The organism is Erwinia plantamica (assembly GCF_043420595.1).
Lineage (GTDB): Bacteria > Pseudomonadota > Gammaproteobacteria > Enterobacterales > Enterobacteriaceae > Erwinia > Erwinia aeris.
Map to the genome: position 1 here is coordinate 107,933 of NZ_JBGCUC010000013.1, position 16,080 is coordinate 124,012.

Sequence of the window (16,080 nt, forward strand, 5' to 3'; positions counted from 1 at the left end):
GCAAACACTGTGAGTAGCTGCTCCGCATGGAGCGGTCAGTTCGATATTTACAGCGTCCCGCCCGCGTCGGTAAATAAGATTTAGCCGTGCCGGGAAAGGCGAACGGGATAAGCAAGCCGCGCCGTCCTTAGCGCAGATAGTGGATAACCTGATTGCTGCTGCCTCGCCAGCGCAGCGCCGGATCGCGCAGCGCCTCAATAAATTTACCGTCCACCAGCACGTCGAGCAGCTCTACCACACGGCGCTGCTCTGCGCTCAGCTCCGCCAGACAGTAGCCCGTCCACAGCCAGATATCTTTTCCCGCACAGTCGCGACGCACCCGTTGTACCAGCCGGTAAATATCGGCCACGTTAGCCGGATGCAGCGGATCGCCGCCCGACAGCGACAGACCCTGGCGCGGGATGCGCGTATCGTTCAGATCGGCAATCAGCTGCTCTTCCATTTGCACGGTAAAGGGATAGCCGGAATAGAGCCGCCAGGTGCTTTTGTTATAGCAGCCGACGCACTGGTGCTCGCAGCCGGCCACGAACAGCGTGCAGCGCGTACCCGGCCCGTTAACGATATCGACCGGGTAATATTGATGAATATTCACCCCAGCTGGCCTGCGGCCAGATGCTTAACGCGGCGCTTCACTTCCTCCTGCTTGCCGGCGTTAAACGGCCGCGCGTCCGGGCTGCCCAGATAGCCGCAGACGCGCCGGGTGACGGAAACGCGTTCAGGATCGTGGTTGCCGCATTTGGGGCAGGTAAAGCCCTTGCTGGTGCAGTCAAACTCGCCGGTAAAGCCGCACTCGTAGCATTCGTCGATCGGGGTATTGGTGCCGTAATAGGGCACGCGGCTGTAGCTGTAGTCCCAGACATCCTCCAGCGCCTTCAGGTTATGCTGGATATTGGGATATTCGCCGTAACAGATAAAACCGCCGTTGGCGAGCGGCGGATAGGCCGCTTCGAAATCGATTTTGTCGTAGGGGTTAACCTTCTTCTCGACGTCAAGATGAAAGCTGTTGGTGTAGTAGCCTTTGTCGGTCACGCCTTTGACGATGCCGAACTGCGCGCGATCCAGACGGCAGAAGCGGTCGCACAGGTTCTCGCTTGGCGTGCTGTAAAGGCTGAAGCCGTAGCCGGTTTCCTCTTTCCAGGCCTCGACCGTTTCGCGCAGGCGGCTGACGATAGCCAGCGCCTTGCGCCGCAGCTCCGCATCATCGTAAAGATGGGTTTTGCCGCCGCTCAGGGCGTTAATGGTTTCATGAATGCCGATATAGCCCAGCGAGATCGAAGCCCGCCCGTGCCTGAATATATCCGCCACGTTATCGTCTGCCTTCAGCCGCACGCCGCAGGCGCCTTCCATATAGAGGATCGGTGCCACGCGCGCCTTGACGTTTTCCAGCCTGGCGATACGGGTCATCAGCGCTTTTTTTGCCAGCCGCAGACGGCTGTCCAGCAGATCCCAAAAGCGAGCTTCATCACCCGCCGCCTCCAGCGCGATGCGCGGCAGATTCAGGCTGATCACGCCGATATTATTCCGTCCTTCATGCACCTGCTCGCCGTTCTCTTCCCATACGCCCAGGAAGCTGCGGCAGCCCATCGGCGTTTTAAACGAGCCGGTCACTTTCACCACCTGCTCATAATTAAGGATATCGGGATACATGCGCTTGCTGGCGCACTCCAGCGCCAGCTGTTTGATATCGTAATTGGCGTCGCCCGGCGAGCGGTTCAGCCCCTCTTTGATGGCGAAGACCAGCTTGGGGAACACCGCCGTTTTATGGTTTTTCCCCAGCCCGGCAATGCGGTTGCGCAGAATGGACTGCTGCACCAGCCGCGCCGCCCAGCTGGTGCCAAGGCCGAAGCCAAAGGTCACAAAAGGCGTCTGGCCGTTGGCGGTATGCAGCGTATTCACCTCATACTCCAGCGACTGGAAGGCGTCGAAGCACTCCTTCTCCGTGCAGCTCTGCGCGTAGGCTTCCACATCGGCAATTTGCCATTTACGCGCCGCCTGCCGATGTTTTTCCCGGCTTGCCTCGACAAAAGGCGCCAGCACCTCGTCAATCCGGTTAATGGTGGTGCCGCCGTAAATATGGCTGGCGACCTGAGCGATAATCTGCGCGGTCACGGCGGTAGCGGTCGAGATCGATTTAGGCGGCTCTATCTCGGCGTTGCCCATCTTAAAGCCCTGGGTCAGCATGCCTTTAAGATCGATCAGCATGCAGTTGAACATCGGGAAGAAGGGCGAGTAGTCCAGGTCGTGATAGTGAATTTCGCCGCGCTCGTGAGCCAACACCACGTCGCGCGGCAGGATATGCTGGGTGGCATAGTGTTTGGCTACGATACCGGCCAGCAGATCGCGCTGCGTGGGGATCACTTTACTGTCTTTATTGGCGTTTTCGTTCAGCAGCGCCGGGTTGCTTTGCTCGACCAGCCCACGGATCGCCTTATTCAGCTTGCCGCGCAGCTCGCGGGCAATATCGCGGTCGTGACGATATTCTATATAGGTTCGGGCCAGCGCGGGATAGGGGCCGGCCATCAGCGCGTTTTCAACGGCGTTCTGAATAACATGGATATCCACTTCTTCCTGCGTCAGCTGCCGACAGATGTGTTCGGTCACCTGCGCGCAGTAATCATCATCATGAATAGCCGCCGCGCTGGCCGCGCCTTTTATCGCCTCCAGAATGCGTGCTTGCTCAAAAGGCGCGCGGCAGCCGTCCCGTTTAATCACTAATGAAGCCATAGCGTATCCCTGTTTCAATATCTACATATAGGTATAGCGTGGCATGATAGTATCTATATGTTGTGCTTTCCTGCGATTTAACCGCCTGGTTTTTGATTTGGAACAAAGATCGCAAAAGGGTGACGCAATGTCAGACACTTAAGCCGCTGGCCATTTTTCCGAACGCGCAAAAATCGTTCTGTGCAGGATGAAGGCAGCGTGATTAATCGATTTTCGCACGTTCAGCGCTTTTCCGGAGTTGCAATCACCCGCCCGGACTTCATATTATTGCCTGTTACGCAAAGCGGTTATCTGCTCAGGCCATTCCGGGATACAGACTGATGTCTTCTGTAACGTACAACGAAAAACAGGTGAGCCGCTGGCTGGGCGCGCGCACCGTGGCCAGAGCAAAAGAGCTGGTGGATAAAGCGCAGCACCTGCAATGGCAGAACAATCTGTTGACCGGCGAGGTGCCCGGCAGAAAAATCGAACCTTTCCAGGTTATGGTGCATTTCAGCCGGCCACAGGGCAAACTGCACGCCAGCGGCGAATGCACCTGTCCGGTTAAAAACAACTGTCGTCATGCCGCTGCGGTCATGCTGGCCTGGCTGCAACGTCAGCCCGTCAACAAGGCCGCTTCCGCGCCCGCGCTGGTGACTGCCGAGCCGCAGCCCATGCTACGGCTGGAATCGCGCGCGAAATTTATTAGCGGTTTTGGCCGTTACGGACATCGACAGAAACGGCTCGATTTTGCCGCGGTGCATTTTGACTACGCCGGCATTCTTGTGCCAGCTGGCAGCAGCGGCGAAGACTTTCCCGATCGTCACGGCAGGCTTTTCCGCGTCAGCCGCCGGATGGAGCAGGAGCAGCGCTGGCTAAGCGAGCTTAACGCTGCCGGGCTGCAGACCATTCCTTCTGGCCATATCTATACGCCGCATTCAGCGCCGCTGCCGCCTGCTATTTTCGCCCCGGACATGCCCGAACAGTGGCGCGATGTTATCCATCATGTGCTTCCCGACCTGCGCAAGCGCGGCTGGCAAACCAGCGTGGACGATGATTTTACCTGGAACATTACGGAAATTGCGGCCATCGATGGCCGCGCCGTGCAGCAGCAGGATGGCTGGTATGCGCTGGAGATAGAGGCCAACACCGGTGCGTATAAGGTGAATATGCGGCCGCTGCTGGCGGGGCTGTTCCGTCAGGATCGCCGCTGGCTGTCGAGCGACCTCTCGGTGATAGCCGATGACGAGACGGTAGAGCTGCGCAGCGAGCGTAACGAACGACTGCATATTGGCGCCGGTCGCCTGAAAACGCTGGTGGGCAGCCTGGCCGATCTGCTGGCGCAGGATGAAGCCGCACCGCTGCGTATCGCGCCTTACGAGGCCGGCAGGCTGACGGCGCTAAGCGAAACGGGCCGCTGGCAGTTTAACGGCGACAACGGCGTCCTGCAGCTGGCGGAGAGCCTGAGGGCGGGCAAAGGGATCCAGCCCGTTGCGCCGCCTGCCGGTCTTGAGGCCCGGCTGCGCGACTATCAGCTCCAGGGCATCAGCTGGATGCAGTTCCTGCGCGCCAATAATCTGTCCGGCGTGCTGGCCGACGATATGGGGCTGGGAAAAACCATTCAGACGCTGGCGCACCTGCTGCTGGAGAAAGAAGCGGGCAGGCTGGATCGTCCGGCGCTGATCGTGGTGCCGACCACGCTGGTGTATAACTGGATGCAGGAAGCCAGCCGCTTTGCGCCGACGTTAAAAATGCTGGCGCTGACCGGGCCGCAGCGAAAATCCTTTTACGATCGCATTGAGCACTATGACGTGGTGCTGACCACCTATTCGCTGCTGTGGCGCGATCAGCCGCAGCTGCTGGGCCACAGCTATCATCTGCTGATCCTGGACGAGGCGCAGTACGTGAAAAACAGCGCGTCGCGGGCCGCCTCGGTGATCCGCACGTTAAAGTCGCGCTACCGGCTTTGCCTGACCGGCACGCCGCTGGAAAACCACCTGGGTGAACTTTGGTCGCAGTTTGATTTCCTGCTGCCCGGTTTTCTGGGCAGCGAAAAAGCTTTTACCCAGGAGTGGCGTATTCCCATTGAGCGCGACGGCGATCGGGTCAGGCGCGAGCTGCTGGCTAAGCGCGTGCGGCCTTTTATGCTGCGTCGTCGCAAGCAGGAAGTGGCGAAAGAGCTGCCGCCGAAGAACACCATTGTGCGTTCGGTAGAGCTGGAAGGCGCGCAGCGCGAGCTTTACGAAAAAGTACGCGGCGCAATGCAGGATCGCGTAAAGCTGGCGGTAGAGCAGCAGGGCGCGGGACGCAGCCATCTGCTGGTGCTGGATGCGCTGCTGAAGCTACGGCAGATCTGCTGCGATCCACGGCTGATCGACAGCGACAAAACGACCAGAGTTAAACAGTCGGCCAAGCTGGCGCTGCTGCGGGAGATGCTCAGCGATCTGCTGGCGGAAGATCGCCGTATCCTGATCTTCTCTCAGTTCACCACCATGCTGTCGCTGATTGCGGAAGAGTTACAGAAGGCGCGTATTCCCTACGTGATCCTGACCGGCAGCACGCGCGATCGCAGCGAGCCGGTACGCCGCTTCCAGAACGGCGAAGTCCCGGTGTTTTTAATCAGCCTGAAGGCGGGCGGCGTGGGCCTGAACCTGACGGCGGCCGATACGGTGATCCATTACGATCCCTGGTGGAATCCGGCGGCGGAGAATCAGGCTACGGATCGCGCCTATCGTCTGGGCCAGGACAAGCCGGTATTTGTCTATAAGCTGATCGCCGCAGGCAGTATTGAAGAAAAGATCGTTGCGCTACAGCAGCGTAAAGCGGAGCTGGCCGAAGGGATTTTGGAAAACGACCTGAGCGAAACAACAAGTTTTACCAGCGAAGACCTGACCGCGCTGTTCGCGCCGCTGTAAATGCGGCATCTGCTAACGTCAGCCGTGCCTGACCTGAACGCGGCGTTACGTCTGTAGATGCCATGTCCGATAACGTCAGCCATAACTGTGCCGAACGCGGCGCTACGTATGTAGTCGCCGCAGCCTGCTTGCTACCGAAGCGGTTTACGCCTTGTTGGCGCCGCCGTCCCAGCGCTTCTGATACCACCACACCGCTTCCCACGGACGCAGCATCACCTCGCCAGGGGTAACGTGCGTATCAGGATAGTTACTGATCAGCACATCCCAGTGACCGCTGTAGGCCGGCGGGTGCCAGACCTGCGTTTCGCCGCTGAAGTTAGCAGCCACCACCAGCACCTCTTTCTCGAAGCGGCGGCAGTAGCACCACAGATAAGCGTGATCCGGCAGCAGATCGAGGTAATCGCCCCAGGTCAGGATCGGATAGGCTTTCCTGAGTTGGATCAGCTTCTGATAGGCGTAAAACACCGAGTTTTCATCAGCCAGCGCCGCTTCTGCGTTTATCGTTTCCATATTGTCACACATGCCGATCCACGGCGTGCCGCTGGTGAAGCCGCCGTTTTCTCCCGCGTGCCACGGGATCGGCGTTCTGCCGTTGTCGCGCGATTTGCTGGCGAGGATCTCCAGCAGGTTATCGCTGTCGCGCCCCTGCGAGCGCAGTTCGGCGTACATGTTGTGGCTTTCGATATCGCGATAGTCCAGGATGCGGGTGAAATGCGGGTTGGTCATACCCAGCTCTTCGCCCTGGAAAATATAAGGCGTGCCCTGCATCCCGTGCAGCACCAGCGCCAGCATCTTCGCCGACTGCACGCGATATTGCCCCTCGTCGCCCCAGCGCGAAACCACGCGCGGCTGGTCATGATTACACCAGAACAGCGCGTTCCAGGCCTTGTTATGCATGCCATGCTGCCAGTGGGTGAAGATAGCCTTCTGCGCCACCAGATCCAGCGGCGTCAGCGTCCATTTCTGGCCGTTAAAGAAATCGACCTCGACGTGATCGAAGCTGAACACCATCGACAGCTCTTCGCCCTCCAGCGAACCGTACTGCTGGCAGTGCTCCAGCGTGGCGGAAGACATTTCGCCTACCGTCATCAATTCACGCGGACGGAACACGTCGCGGCTCATTTCGCGCATATATTCGTGGATGCGCGGCCCGTCGGTATAGAACCGCAGCCCGTCGCCGTTGGGATCGTTGGGAAAATCCTGGTCCTTGGAAACCAGGTTCACCACGTCCAGCCGCAGCCCGTCGATGCCGCGATCGGCCCAGAAATTAACGATCTGCTTCAGCTCGGCGCGCAGATTATCGTTTTCCCAGTTGAGATCGGCCTGTTCCGGCGCCCACAGGTGCATATAGTACTGGTTGCTCTCCGGGTGCCAGCGCCAGGCATGGCCGCCAAACTTCGACTGCCAGTTGTTTGGCGGCTCGGCCGGCGTGCCGTCGCGCCAGATGTAGTAGGAGCGATAGGGGCTTTCGGGATCCAGCGCTTCGTGAAACCAGTGGTGCTGGGTGGAGCTGTGGTTAAACACCATATCCAGGATCAGCCGCATCCCGCGCCGGTGGGTTTCTTCCACCAGGTTATCAAAGTCGTTAAGCGTGCCAAATAACGGATCGATGGCGGTGTAGTTCGCCACGTCGTAGCCGTTGTCTACCTGCGGCGAGATATAAAACGGCGTCAGCCAGATGGCGTCCACGCCCAGCTTTTTCAGGTAGTCCAGATGTTGGATCACGCCGGCCAGATCGCCCGTTCCGCTGCCGGTAGTGTCCTGGAAACTCTTGGGATAAATTTGATAGATAACGCCGTTCTGCCACCACGGTGGATTTTTAGTCATTGCTCAATCCCGATATAAAAGGTCCGTTTGCGCTGTTATCGCCTTTTTGTTCTTTCCTAAGGTTAGCTATTAACTGGCAAGTGGAGATACGGGCGCAGTGAAAATTTTTTAGGCGAGGCCGAAAGGCGCACAAAGAGAGAATAAAAACTGACGGCCGGGGAAAACTTTCCTCTCCCGACGGGAGAGGAGAAGGCTTTAGCGACGTACGGCGATCGCTTCGATCTCGATTTTGACATCTTTTGGCAGGCGGGCCACTTCTACGCAGGAGCGTGCCGGGAAGCTGGCCTGGTGCTCGGTAAAGAAAGCTTCATAGGCCGCGTTCACGGTAGCAAAATCGTTAAGATCCTTCACGAATACCGTGGTTTTAACGATGTCGCCTACCTTCAGGCCCGCCGCTTCCACGATGGCCTTGACGTTCTCCAACGACTGACGAGCCTGCGCGGCAACGTCTTCTGCCACGCTGCCGGTTTTAGGATCGACCGGGATCTGGCCAGAAGTGATGATCATGCTGCCCAGATCGACGCCCTGCACGTAGGGGCCGATAGCCGCCGGTGCGTTTTCGGTGCTGATTTCGCGAGACATAATTTCTCCATATTAAATGAGGCCGGTAAAAGCCCGGATCCGCCCCATTATAAGCCGCCCGAAACTGATTACCAGTTCGCCATGACCACGTGACGCGCGAACTCTTTCTCGCAGTATTTGCACTTTAACTGCACGTTATCGTTACGTTTTTTCACCGCAAAGCTGGAGTTGACCGGCTCGCTGCGGCTGATGCAGTTGCTGTTGGGGCAGATCAGCACGCGTTCGATGGTGTCCGGCAGCGTCGGCGAAATTTTGCCGACCACGTCGTAGTTATCGATGCGGTTCACCGTGGCATGCGGCGCGTAAACCGCCAGCTGGTTGATTTGATCATCCGTCAGAAACGTGTTTTCAATTTTGATCAGATCTTTGCGGCCCATCTCGCCGGAGGGCAGGTTCAGGCCGATGGTGATGCGCTGATCGGTTTCCGTCAGGCGAAACAGCGACAGCAGCTTAAAACCAATCTGCGCCGGGATATGATCGATTACCGTGCCGCGCTTAATTGCTTCAACCTGTAATTTATTATCTTGTGTCATCGTCAGTTCCTCTTACAGAGCCAGTTCGCTGTTCAACACCAGCGCCAGCAGCGCCTGGCGGGCAAAAATACCGTTGCCCGCCTGTTGGAAATACCAGGCGTGCGGCGTGGCATCGACATCCGTCGTAATCTCATCAATACGCGGCAGCGGGTGCAGCACCTTCATGGTTTCGCGCGCGCCGACCAGGTCGGAAGCCCGCAGCACGAACTGCGCTTTGACGTTGGCGTACTCTGACGGATCCAGACGCTCTTTCTGCACGCGCGTCATATACAGAATATCCACCTGCGGCACCACTTCCTCAATGCTGTCGTGGCGGCTCCACGCAATGCCTTTCTCATCCAGCATATCGGTGATATAGGCGGGCATCGCCAGCGCGTCAGGTGCGATAAACAAAAAGCGATTGCCTTCGAACTTCGCCAGCGCCTGCGTCAGTGAATGCACGGTACGGCCATATTTCAGGTCGCCGACCATGGCGACATTCAGATTGCTCAGGCGGCCCTGAGTTTCCTGAATAGTAAAGAGATCCAGCAGCGTTTGCGTTGGATGCTGGTTAGCGCCGTCGCCCGCGTTGAGGATCGGTACGCCGCCGGAAAACTCCGTGCCCAGACGCGCCGCGCCTTCCTGCGGATGCCGCATGACAATGGCATCCACGTAGGTGCTGATAACGGAAAGCGTATCCGCCAGCGTTTCGCCTTTTTTACCCAGCGAGGTATTGCTGCCGTCGGCAAACCCCACCACGGACGCGCCCAGACGATGCATGGCGCTTTCAAACGACAGGCGCGTGCGGGTAGAGGCCTCGAAAAAGCAGCTGGCGATAACCTTATGCTTCAGCAGCTCCGGCTGCGGCTTCGCCTTCAGGCTGGCGGCGGTACGCAGCACCAGCTCCAGCTCTTCACGACTGAGATCGTTAATTGAAATGATATGTTTATGATACAGCGGGTTAGCCATGTTCATTCTCCTCTACGCGTGCCGATAAGCGGAAAAACGGGCAAAAAAAAGCCCCTCAATGAGGGGCTTTTTCTACAGATCGGGAAGGAGGAAAAACGGCACTGCCGGCCTGCATTCAGGCGCGTCATTTTTACTCTGTCAGCAGTGGTCAGTTTCATGCATCCTCCAGACAAACGGGGGGCATTATACGCATTCGGTCAGCGGCGGCAAGCAAAAGTAATCGATTGCCTGGCGCTGATTCAGGGTAACCGGGCCAGCGTGGCCACCATCACCGCCTTGATGGTATGCAGCCGGTTTTCCGCCTGGTCGAACACCACGCTGTGCCTGGATTCAAACACCTCATTGGTGACTTCCATGCCGCCGTGCAGATCGTATTGCTCAGCCATCTGCCGGCCCAGCGTGGTTTGATCGTCGTGAAAAGCGGGCAGGCAATGCAGGAATTTCACCTCAGGATTGCCGGTAAGCGCCAGCATCGCGCTGTTGACCTGGTAATCCCGCAGCAGGGCGATACGCTCTTCCCACACCGCTTTTGGTTCGCCCATCGACACCCAGACGTCAGTATAGATAAAATCTGCACCGTTCACGCCTTCGGCAATATCTTCCGTCAGGGTGATTTTTCCGCCGCTTGCCTGCGCGGCCTGGCGGCACTCGCTTACCAGCGCTTCGTCCGGCCAGCAGCCTTTCGGCGCGACCAGGCGCAGATCCAGGCCCGTCAGCGCGGCGGCCTCCATCATGCTATTACCCATATTATTACGCGCGTCGCCCACGTAGGCGAAAACCATCCCGCTGAAGGGTTTTTCCGGCAGATGCTCTTCCATAGTCAGCAAATCCGCCAGCAGCTGCGTCGGGTGGAACTCGTCGGTCAGGCCGTTCCACACCGGCACGCCCGCATGTTCCGCCAGCGATTCCACCAGCGACTGCCCGTGACCGCGATACTGAATGCCGTCATACATGCGTCCCAGCACGCGCGCGGTATCCTTCATTGATTCTTTATGGCCGATCTGGCTGCCGCTTGGGCCAAGATAAGTGACGTTGGCGCCCTGATCGTAAGCGGCAACTTCGAAAGAGCATCGGGTACGGGTCGAGTCTTTTTCGAAGATGAGCGCGATGTTTTTGCCTTTCAGGTGCTGCACTTCCTCGCCATTTTTCTTATCGGTTTTAAGCCGTGCGGCCAGCGCGAGTAAAGCGGTAATTTCAGCCTGCGTAAAATCAAGCAGCCTGAGAAAGTGGCGTTGATATAACTGACTCATAAAGCGCTCCAGAGGATATTTAATGAATTTAAATTCAACTTAACTGTATCAATATGCATTTTCAACCCTGGCGTGAAGAAACTTTTGTATAAAGGTAGTGGCGCAGAGGACAGTGTGGGAAAATACTTAACAGATATGCCACACACAGAGGAACGGATCATGGCAAATGAAGCATTGCTGGAAGAGCAGCGTGAAGAGACGCGGCTGATTATTGAAGAGCTGTTGGATGATGGCAGCGACCCGGATGCGCTCTACACCATCGAACACCACCTCTCCTGCGACAGCTTCGACGCGCTGGAAAAGGCGGCGGTTGATGCGTTTAAGCTGGGCTACGAAGTTACCGAGCCGGAAGAACTGGAGCTGGAGGACGGCACGAAAGTGATGTGCTGCGATATTCTGAGCGAAGGCGCGTTAAATGCCGAACTGATCGACGCCCAGGTCGAACAGCTGATCGATCTGGCCGCGAAGTACAACGTGGACTACGACGGCTGGGGCACCTACTTTGAGGATCCGGACGCTGAGGACGAAGACGAAGGCGACGACGACGACCTTATCGATGAAGAAGACAACGGCACGCGTCACTGATGCCCGTGGGCGGACGCCGTTCCGCCCGTTTGCGCCGGTCTGCTCCCCGCAGAGCGGCGCAATGTTTTTAACCTGATTTTTACGGATTGTTTGCCCGCATGATCACCGAAGACCTCCTTGCTCCCGTTCACGCTTTTCTGCACTGCCGCACGCCGCAAAAGTGGATCGACGAAGCCCGCAAGCCGGAAAACCTGCCGCTGCTGCTCACCGACCATCTTGTTTGCGAGCTGAAGGCCGCCCAGACCGCCATGTGGCTGATCCGCAAATACGTGGCGGATAAAGAGAGCGGCGACGCGCTGCTGGCCTGGCTGAAACCGTGGGAGCAGTTTGTGCACAGCGAAAACGCGGATTTAGCCTTTCTGGAACAGCATAAAGGGCTGTCGAAAACGATTATCAGCCGTACGGATGTGCCCTACGGTGATACGCTGGTAGACAAAATGGTGCTGCTGATTAAAGAAGAGCTGCATCATTTTTATCAGGTACTGGAAATTATGCAGGCGCGCGCCATTCCCTACGTCAAAATTACCGCCAGTCGCTATGCCAAAGGGTTGCTGCGAGAGGTGACCACGCACGAGCCGCAGACGCTGGTGGACAAGCTGATTTGCGGCGCCTATATCGAAGCGCGCTCCTGCGAACGCTTTGCCAGCCTGGCGCCTTATCTGGATAAGGAGCTGGCCGCGTTCTATCTTTCGCTGCTGCGTTCGGAAGCGCGCCATTATCAGGACTATCTGGCGCTGGCCGCCGAGATATCAGCCACGGATATTACTTCCCGCGTGCGTAAAATAGGCGAAACGGAAGCAAAGCTAATTAGCGAACCGGATAGCGAGCTGCGTTTTCACAGCGGGCTGCCTGCGTGGTGATAATATTGACAGCTTTATTCTGGCGTTATTATTTCAGGAAGCCGTTTATTAGCGTTGCCACCTTTAATAAATAATATTAATGGCGCTAATGGTTTAAAGGGAATAATAACGCCTACGAGTAACCTGTTTTTTCGCAATCACACCTCTTTTTTATTTTGCGGCGCGCTTCACATAACCTGATTTTTATTATGGCTGAAAAGATTTTCAGGCGTATATTCCTGCCATTATCAGGATTGTTACCAACCGGCAAAACCTGATCCCACTTGCGATATTATTACCGCAACGGGATCGGGTTTTTTTGTTTCTTTTAGATGGAGTCATTTATTTAACGGCTGACAAGGAAGGCTATAATGAAAAACAGGAACGTTTTTTTACTGGCGCTGCTCGCCGCCGTGGCCGCCCATGCTGAAGAAAGCGGCGGCGATTTCCAGCGATTTTTAAAGGAGACGCAGCTCGATCTTACGTTGCGCAGCCACTGGAAATACCTGAAAGAGAATGAGGCGCAGCCCAAAGCGGTGCACAACGCCTGGGGGGCCGCAACCACGCTGGATTTCCGCTCCGGCTGGCTGGGTGATACCCTGGGCTTCGACGCCAGCTACACCAGAGCCGCTAAGCTGGCGGCCAGCGACTACTTCGCCACGCGCGGCATCCTTTACAATCACGGCGCAGGCTTCGATAAAAGCAACGCCGGCGGCTTCAGCCGCTTCGGGCAGCGCTACCTTGAGCTAAAGCTGGGTGACGACGCGTTCGGGCTGAAAGCAAAAGGCGGCTGGCACCAGTTGAAAAACGTGGGCGTGCTGACCAACACTTACCGCCTGTCGCGCAACAGCTATCAGGGCTACAGCGGCTCGCTGCGCTGGCAGAACCTGCAGCTGGATATGGCCTGGGTAACGCGCTCCATCATGTATGATTCACCCGATAGCGTGCATTTTCTTACCCTTGATGGCAAAGAGATCGACAGTATCCTGACCGGCGGCCTGAGCTGGGAAAAACAAAATGCTGTGTTCTCCTGGGCATGGGGCGAGTCGAAGGATTATCTGCGCCGTCACCTGGTGGAAATTACGTATCCGCTGACGCCGAAATGGGCGCTGGCGTCACAGATTTACGGCAGCCAGGCGTTGGAAAAATATAAAGCGATGCCGCAAAGTAAAAAACAGTTTAACGACAGCGCCTGGCACTATGCCGGAGAAGTACGCTGGCAGGATGACAGCTGGATACAGAAAGTCGGTGTTGCCTGGACACGGGCAGAAAAGCGCAACGGGGTGGGCTATTACGATCGCTATATAGGGAAAAATACCCGTGGCCGGTTTAATGCCTTAACCTCCGCCGGAAAAGATTATCTGCGCGACGGCGAACTGGCGCTGACCTCTTTTACCGAATATCAGTTTACTGAAAGTTTAGCCAGCGGTATTCAGGTTAACTACGGCCAGTTTTCTTATAAAAATAATAAAATCCGCACCGGGGAAATTACCTGGCTGAACCGCTGGCAGCCACGTGAGGGTCAGCTAAAAGATTTAACGCTGGCCGCACAGTTAGGCTATGGCTGGTCATATAAAAATATTAACGCCACGCCGATCCTTAATTCTGCGGGCGAGTATCAGCGCTCGCCGAGCCTTTCTGCTGAAGTCGGCGTGACCTGGAAGTTCGGTCTTTTATAATCAGGGGGAAATATGAAAGGAATAACACAGGCGCTGCTCTTTGCTTTTTTACTGTTAAGCAGCTGGGCCAGCTTTGCTGCTGACGTGGAGCTTTATGTGATGCGCCACGGCAAAACCTTGTTTAACACCGTACATCGCGCGCAGGGCTGGAGCGATACGCCCTTAACGGCGGAAGGCGTGGAGGTAGCCAAAAAAGCGGGGCGCGGGCTGAAGCCGGTAGACTTTATTGCCGCATGGAGCAGCGATTCGGGCCGGGCCAGGGAAACCGCAAAGCTGATTCTGGCAGAGCGTGATAAGTCGTTACCTCTTCAGGAGCGTGAGGCGTTAAGAGAAGTCTTTTTTGGCTCTTTTGAAGGCGACACTAATGAAAATATGCTGACGGTGGCGGGGAAAAAGAGCGGTTACGCCTCGTCAGCCCAGCTGATGGCGGCTTTCAACAGCAAGAAAGTCGACATTGTGGAGATCGTGCAGATGATCCACGCGGCCGATCCTTCCGGTCAGGCAGAAAGCTATCAGCAGGTGGCACAGCGCGTTAACAAGGTAATTAAGGAAATTGCCCGACAGGCGCAGCAGCAGGGCGGCGGCAACGTGCTGATCGTCACGCACGGCATGACCATCATGACGCTGCTGCACGAGCTGGGCGATAAAGCGAAGACGCACTCGCTCAGCAATGCCAGCGTCACCCGTATCCGCTATACCGATGCCGGGAAGTTTATTATTGAAGCGATCGACGACCTAAGCTACGTGAAAAAAGGCTCGCAGCTGGCCGTGACGCAGTAGCCTGCGTCCGCTGTGCTACAGCGAACGAATAGCCTACATCTGGTGTGATACAGCGATGCCGCGAACGAATAGCCTGCGTCCGCTGTGATACAGCGATACAGCGATACAGCGAACGCAGTAGCCTGGATCCACTATGCTACAGCGAACGCAGCATAGTAACTTCGCAGTCCACGTGGCCGGTGTTGCCCATCGGCCCGTCAATATGCTGAAAGCCCAGGTACTCATAAAGGCGCACGGCGCGGGTCAGCGACGCGGTAGTCTCCAGGTAGCAGCGCTTAAAGCCCAGCTCACGCGCATGTTCCATGGCCCGCAGCGCCAACGCTTTCGCCACGCCCAGACCGCGCAGCTCGGGCATAAAATACATTTTTTGCAGCTCGCAAACGTCCGCTTCGCTACCCTGGAGGGGAGCCACGCCGCCGCCGCCCATAATTTTTCCGTCCAGCTCAATCACCCAGTAGGCGCTGTTGGGCTGGCGATAGAGTTCGCAAAGCTGGTCAAGATTGGGATCGGCGACCGTAAAGCCTTTGTCGGCGGTCAGGCCAAATTCCGCCGAAACCTGACGGATAACGTGAGCGATATGCGGATTATCAGCGGGTTGAATAAGCCGAACCCGGATATCGGCTGAAGAGGTGCTGGTCATAACCTGGGGCCGTTTTTTAGATAGTTTGGCAGTGTAATACCATCCGTTGGCCGAGGATGCAATCTTCCGCTTCCATGCAAAAGGGAAACCTGGCCGGGAAAATAAGAGTGGGAAAGCAGGCGGTGATGGCGGCAGCGCAGGCCAAAGCCGCCTTTACGGCTTTGTGGCGCGCCGCGCGGGCATCATGCGCGCCAGCGTATCATCTTTCAGAAAATAGTGATGGAAGAGGGCGGCCAGCGCGTGCAGGCCAATCAGCCAGTAGCCAAGCGGCGCCAGCGTCTCGTGCCAGTGGATAAGCGTTCGCGCCAGCGCCGGATCGGGATTTGCAGATACCGGCATAGTCGCGCCAAACAGCCACCACTGCCGTCCGGAGAGATAGCGCGAAGAGAGGCCCAGCAGCGGCAGCACGATAAACAAGGCGTACAGCGTGGCGTGCACCAGGTGTGAAAGCCCTTTTTGCCAGCTCGCTATCGGCGGCGCAATAGCCGGGCTGCGATGGCGAAAGCGCAGAAAGATACGTGCCAGCATCACCAGCAGTACGCCAAACCCTGCGCTGAAGTGCGTAATAATCATGGCGAACCCTTGCCAGGAACCGCGCTGGGCAAAGCCCCGCAGTTCAATGGTGGCGTAGGCAACGGTGAGCAGGAGCACGGTCAGCCAGTGGAGCGCGATCTGCGGCCTGGCGTAGTTGTCAGACATGGTTTTATCCGTAAAAAATAACAGACCGTTAATGTATCACCGCTTTCTTAAAGATTTGTTTGGCTGCGTTTTTTAACGCATAAAAAAACGCTCCGCAAAC

General features: G+C 56.8%; 14 protein-coding genes. 5 read left to right on the top strand and 9 right to left on the bottom strand.

Annotation, left to right across the window (positions count from 1 at the left end):
- Positions 1–127 precede the first annotated feature (127 nt).
- On the bottom strand, positions 128–592 hold the full coding sequence (nrdG, locus tag AB3U87_RS14900) for an anaerobic ribonucleoside-triphosphate reductase-activating protein (RefSeq protein ID WP_253457959.1): 465 nt from the start codon (positions 590–592) through the stop codon (positions 128–130).
- A complete protein-coding gene (gene nrdD, locus AB3U87_RS14905) occupies positions 589–2,724 on the bottom strand; it encodes an anaerobic ribonucleoside-triphosphate reductase (RefSeq protein WP_394149554.1) in 2,136 nt (711 codons plus the stop codon). The genes nrdG and nrdD overlap by 4 nt, the downstream gene beginning before the upstream one ends.
- Before the next feature lie 320 nt (positions 2,725–3,044).
- Between nrdD and AB3U87_RS14910 the strand changes: the two genes are divergently transcribed.
- Entirely contained in the window at positions 3,045–5,618 is a 2,574-nt protein-coding gene (locus AB3U87_RS14910; RefSeq protein WP_369896375.1) for a DEAD/DEAH box helicase, read from the top strand.
- Positions 5,619–5,762: 144 nt separating this feature from the next.
- Here AB3U87_RS14910 and treC read toward each other — a convergent pair whose 3' ends face one another.
- The 5 genes from treC to argF form a co-directional block, all read right to left on the bottom strand.
- The gene (gene treC / locus AB3U87_RS14915; protein WP_253457968.1) at positions 5,763–7,445 is read right to left on the bottom strand and encodes an alpha,alpha-phosphotrehalase; all 1,683 of its coding nucleotides are present in this window, start codon (positions 7,443–7,445) and stop codon (positions 5,763–5,765) included.
- Positions 7,446–7,640: 195 nt separating this feature from the next.
- Positions 7,641–8,027, bottom strand: a complete 387-nt coding sequence (gene ridA / locus AB3U87_RS14920; RefSeq protein WP_253457971.1) for a 2-iminobutanoate/2-iminopropanoate deaminase — start codon at positions 8,025–8,027, stop codon at positions 7,641–7,643.
- A gap of 68 nt (positions 8,028–8,095) precedes the next feature.
- Positions 8,096–8,560 carry an aspartate carbamoyltransferase regulatory subunit gene (gene pyrI, locus AB3U87_RS14925; protein ID WP_125287136.1) on the bottom strand — a complete coding sequence of 155 codons (465 nt, stop codon included), beginning with the start codon at positions 8,558–8,560 and terminating at the stop codon, positions 8,096–8,098.
- A gap of 12 nt (positions 8,561–8,572) precedes the next feature.
- Positions 8,573–9,508 (bottom strand): aspartate carbamoyltransferase, encoded by a 936-nt coding sequence (gene pyrB, locus AB3U87_RS14930; RefSeq protein WP_253457974.1) that lies wholly within the window; start codon positions 9,506–9,508, stop codon positions 8,573–8,575.
- Positions 9,509–9,747: 239 nt separating this feature from the next.
- Positions 9,748–10,758: an ornithine carbamoyltransferase gene (gene argF, locus AB3U87_RS14935; RefSeq protein ID WP_369896377.1), complete on the bottom strand. Its 1,011-nt coding sequence runs from the start codon at positions 10,756–10,758 to the stop codon at positions 9,748–9,750.
- Positions 10,759–10,917: 159 nt separating this feature from the next.
- On the opposite strand from argF, the gene rraB reads away from it, so the two are divergent.
- The 4 genes from rraB (at position 10,918) to AB3U87_RS14955 (ending at position 14,641) form a co-directional block, all read left to right on the top strand.
- Positions 10,918–11,343: a ribonuclease E inhibitor RraB gene (rraB, locus tag AB3U87_RS14940; RefSeq protein ID WP_253457981.1), complete on the top strand. Its 426-nt coding sequence runs from the start codon at positions 10,918–10,920 to the stop codon at positions 11,341–11,343.
- Positions 11,344–11,441: 98 nt separating this feature from the next.
- Positions 11,442–12,203, top strand: a complete 762-nt coding sequence (gene miaE, locus AB3U87_RS14945) for a tRNA isopentenyl-2-thiomethyl-A-37 hydroxylase MiaE (RefSeq protein WP_253457984.1) — start codon at positions 11,442–11,444, stop codon at positions 12,201–12,203.
- A 350-nt stretch (positions 12,204–12,553) separates the two neighbouring features.
- Positions 12,554–13,861, top strand: coding sequence for a hypothetical protein (locus AB3U87_RS14950; protein WP_394149558.1), 1,308 nt, complete (start codon positions 12,554–12,556; stop codon positions 13,859–13,861).
- A 12-nt stretch (positions 13,862–13,873) separates the two neighbouring features.
- Positions 13,874–14,641: a histidine phosphatase family protein gene (locus tag AB3U87_RS14955; RefSeq protein WP_394149560.1), complete on the top strand. Its 768-nt coding sequence runs from the start codon at positions 13,874–13,876 to the stop codon at positions 14,639–14,641.
- A gap of 136 nt (positions 14,642–14,777) precedes the next feature.
- Here the strand turns inward: AB3U87_RS14955 and AB3U87_RS14960 are convergent, their stop codons facing one another.
- Together AB3U87_RS14960 and cybB are read right to left on the bottom strand one after the other, a co-directional pair.
- On the bottom strand, positions 14,778–15,281 hold the full coding sequence (locus AB3U87_RS14960; RefSeq protein ID WP_394149562.1) for a GNAT family N-acetyltransferase: 504 nt from the start codon (positions 15,279–15,281) through the stop codon (positions 14,778–14,780).
- A gap of 153 nt (positions 15,282–15,434) precedes the next feature.
- The gene (gene cybB, locus AB3U87_RS14965; RefSeq protein WP_253457995.1) at positions 15,435–15,980 is read right to left on the bottom strand and encodes a cytochrome b561; all 546 of its coding nucleotides are present in this window, start codon (positions 15,978–15,980) and stop codon (positions 15,435–15,437) included.
- Between the last annotated feature and the right edge of the window lie 100 nt (positions 15,981–16,080).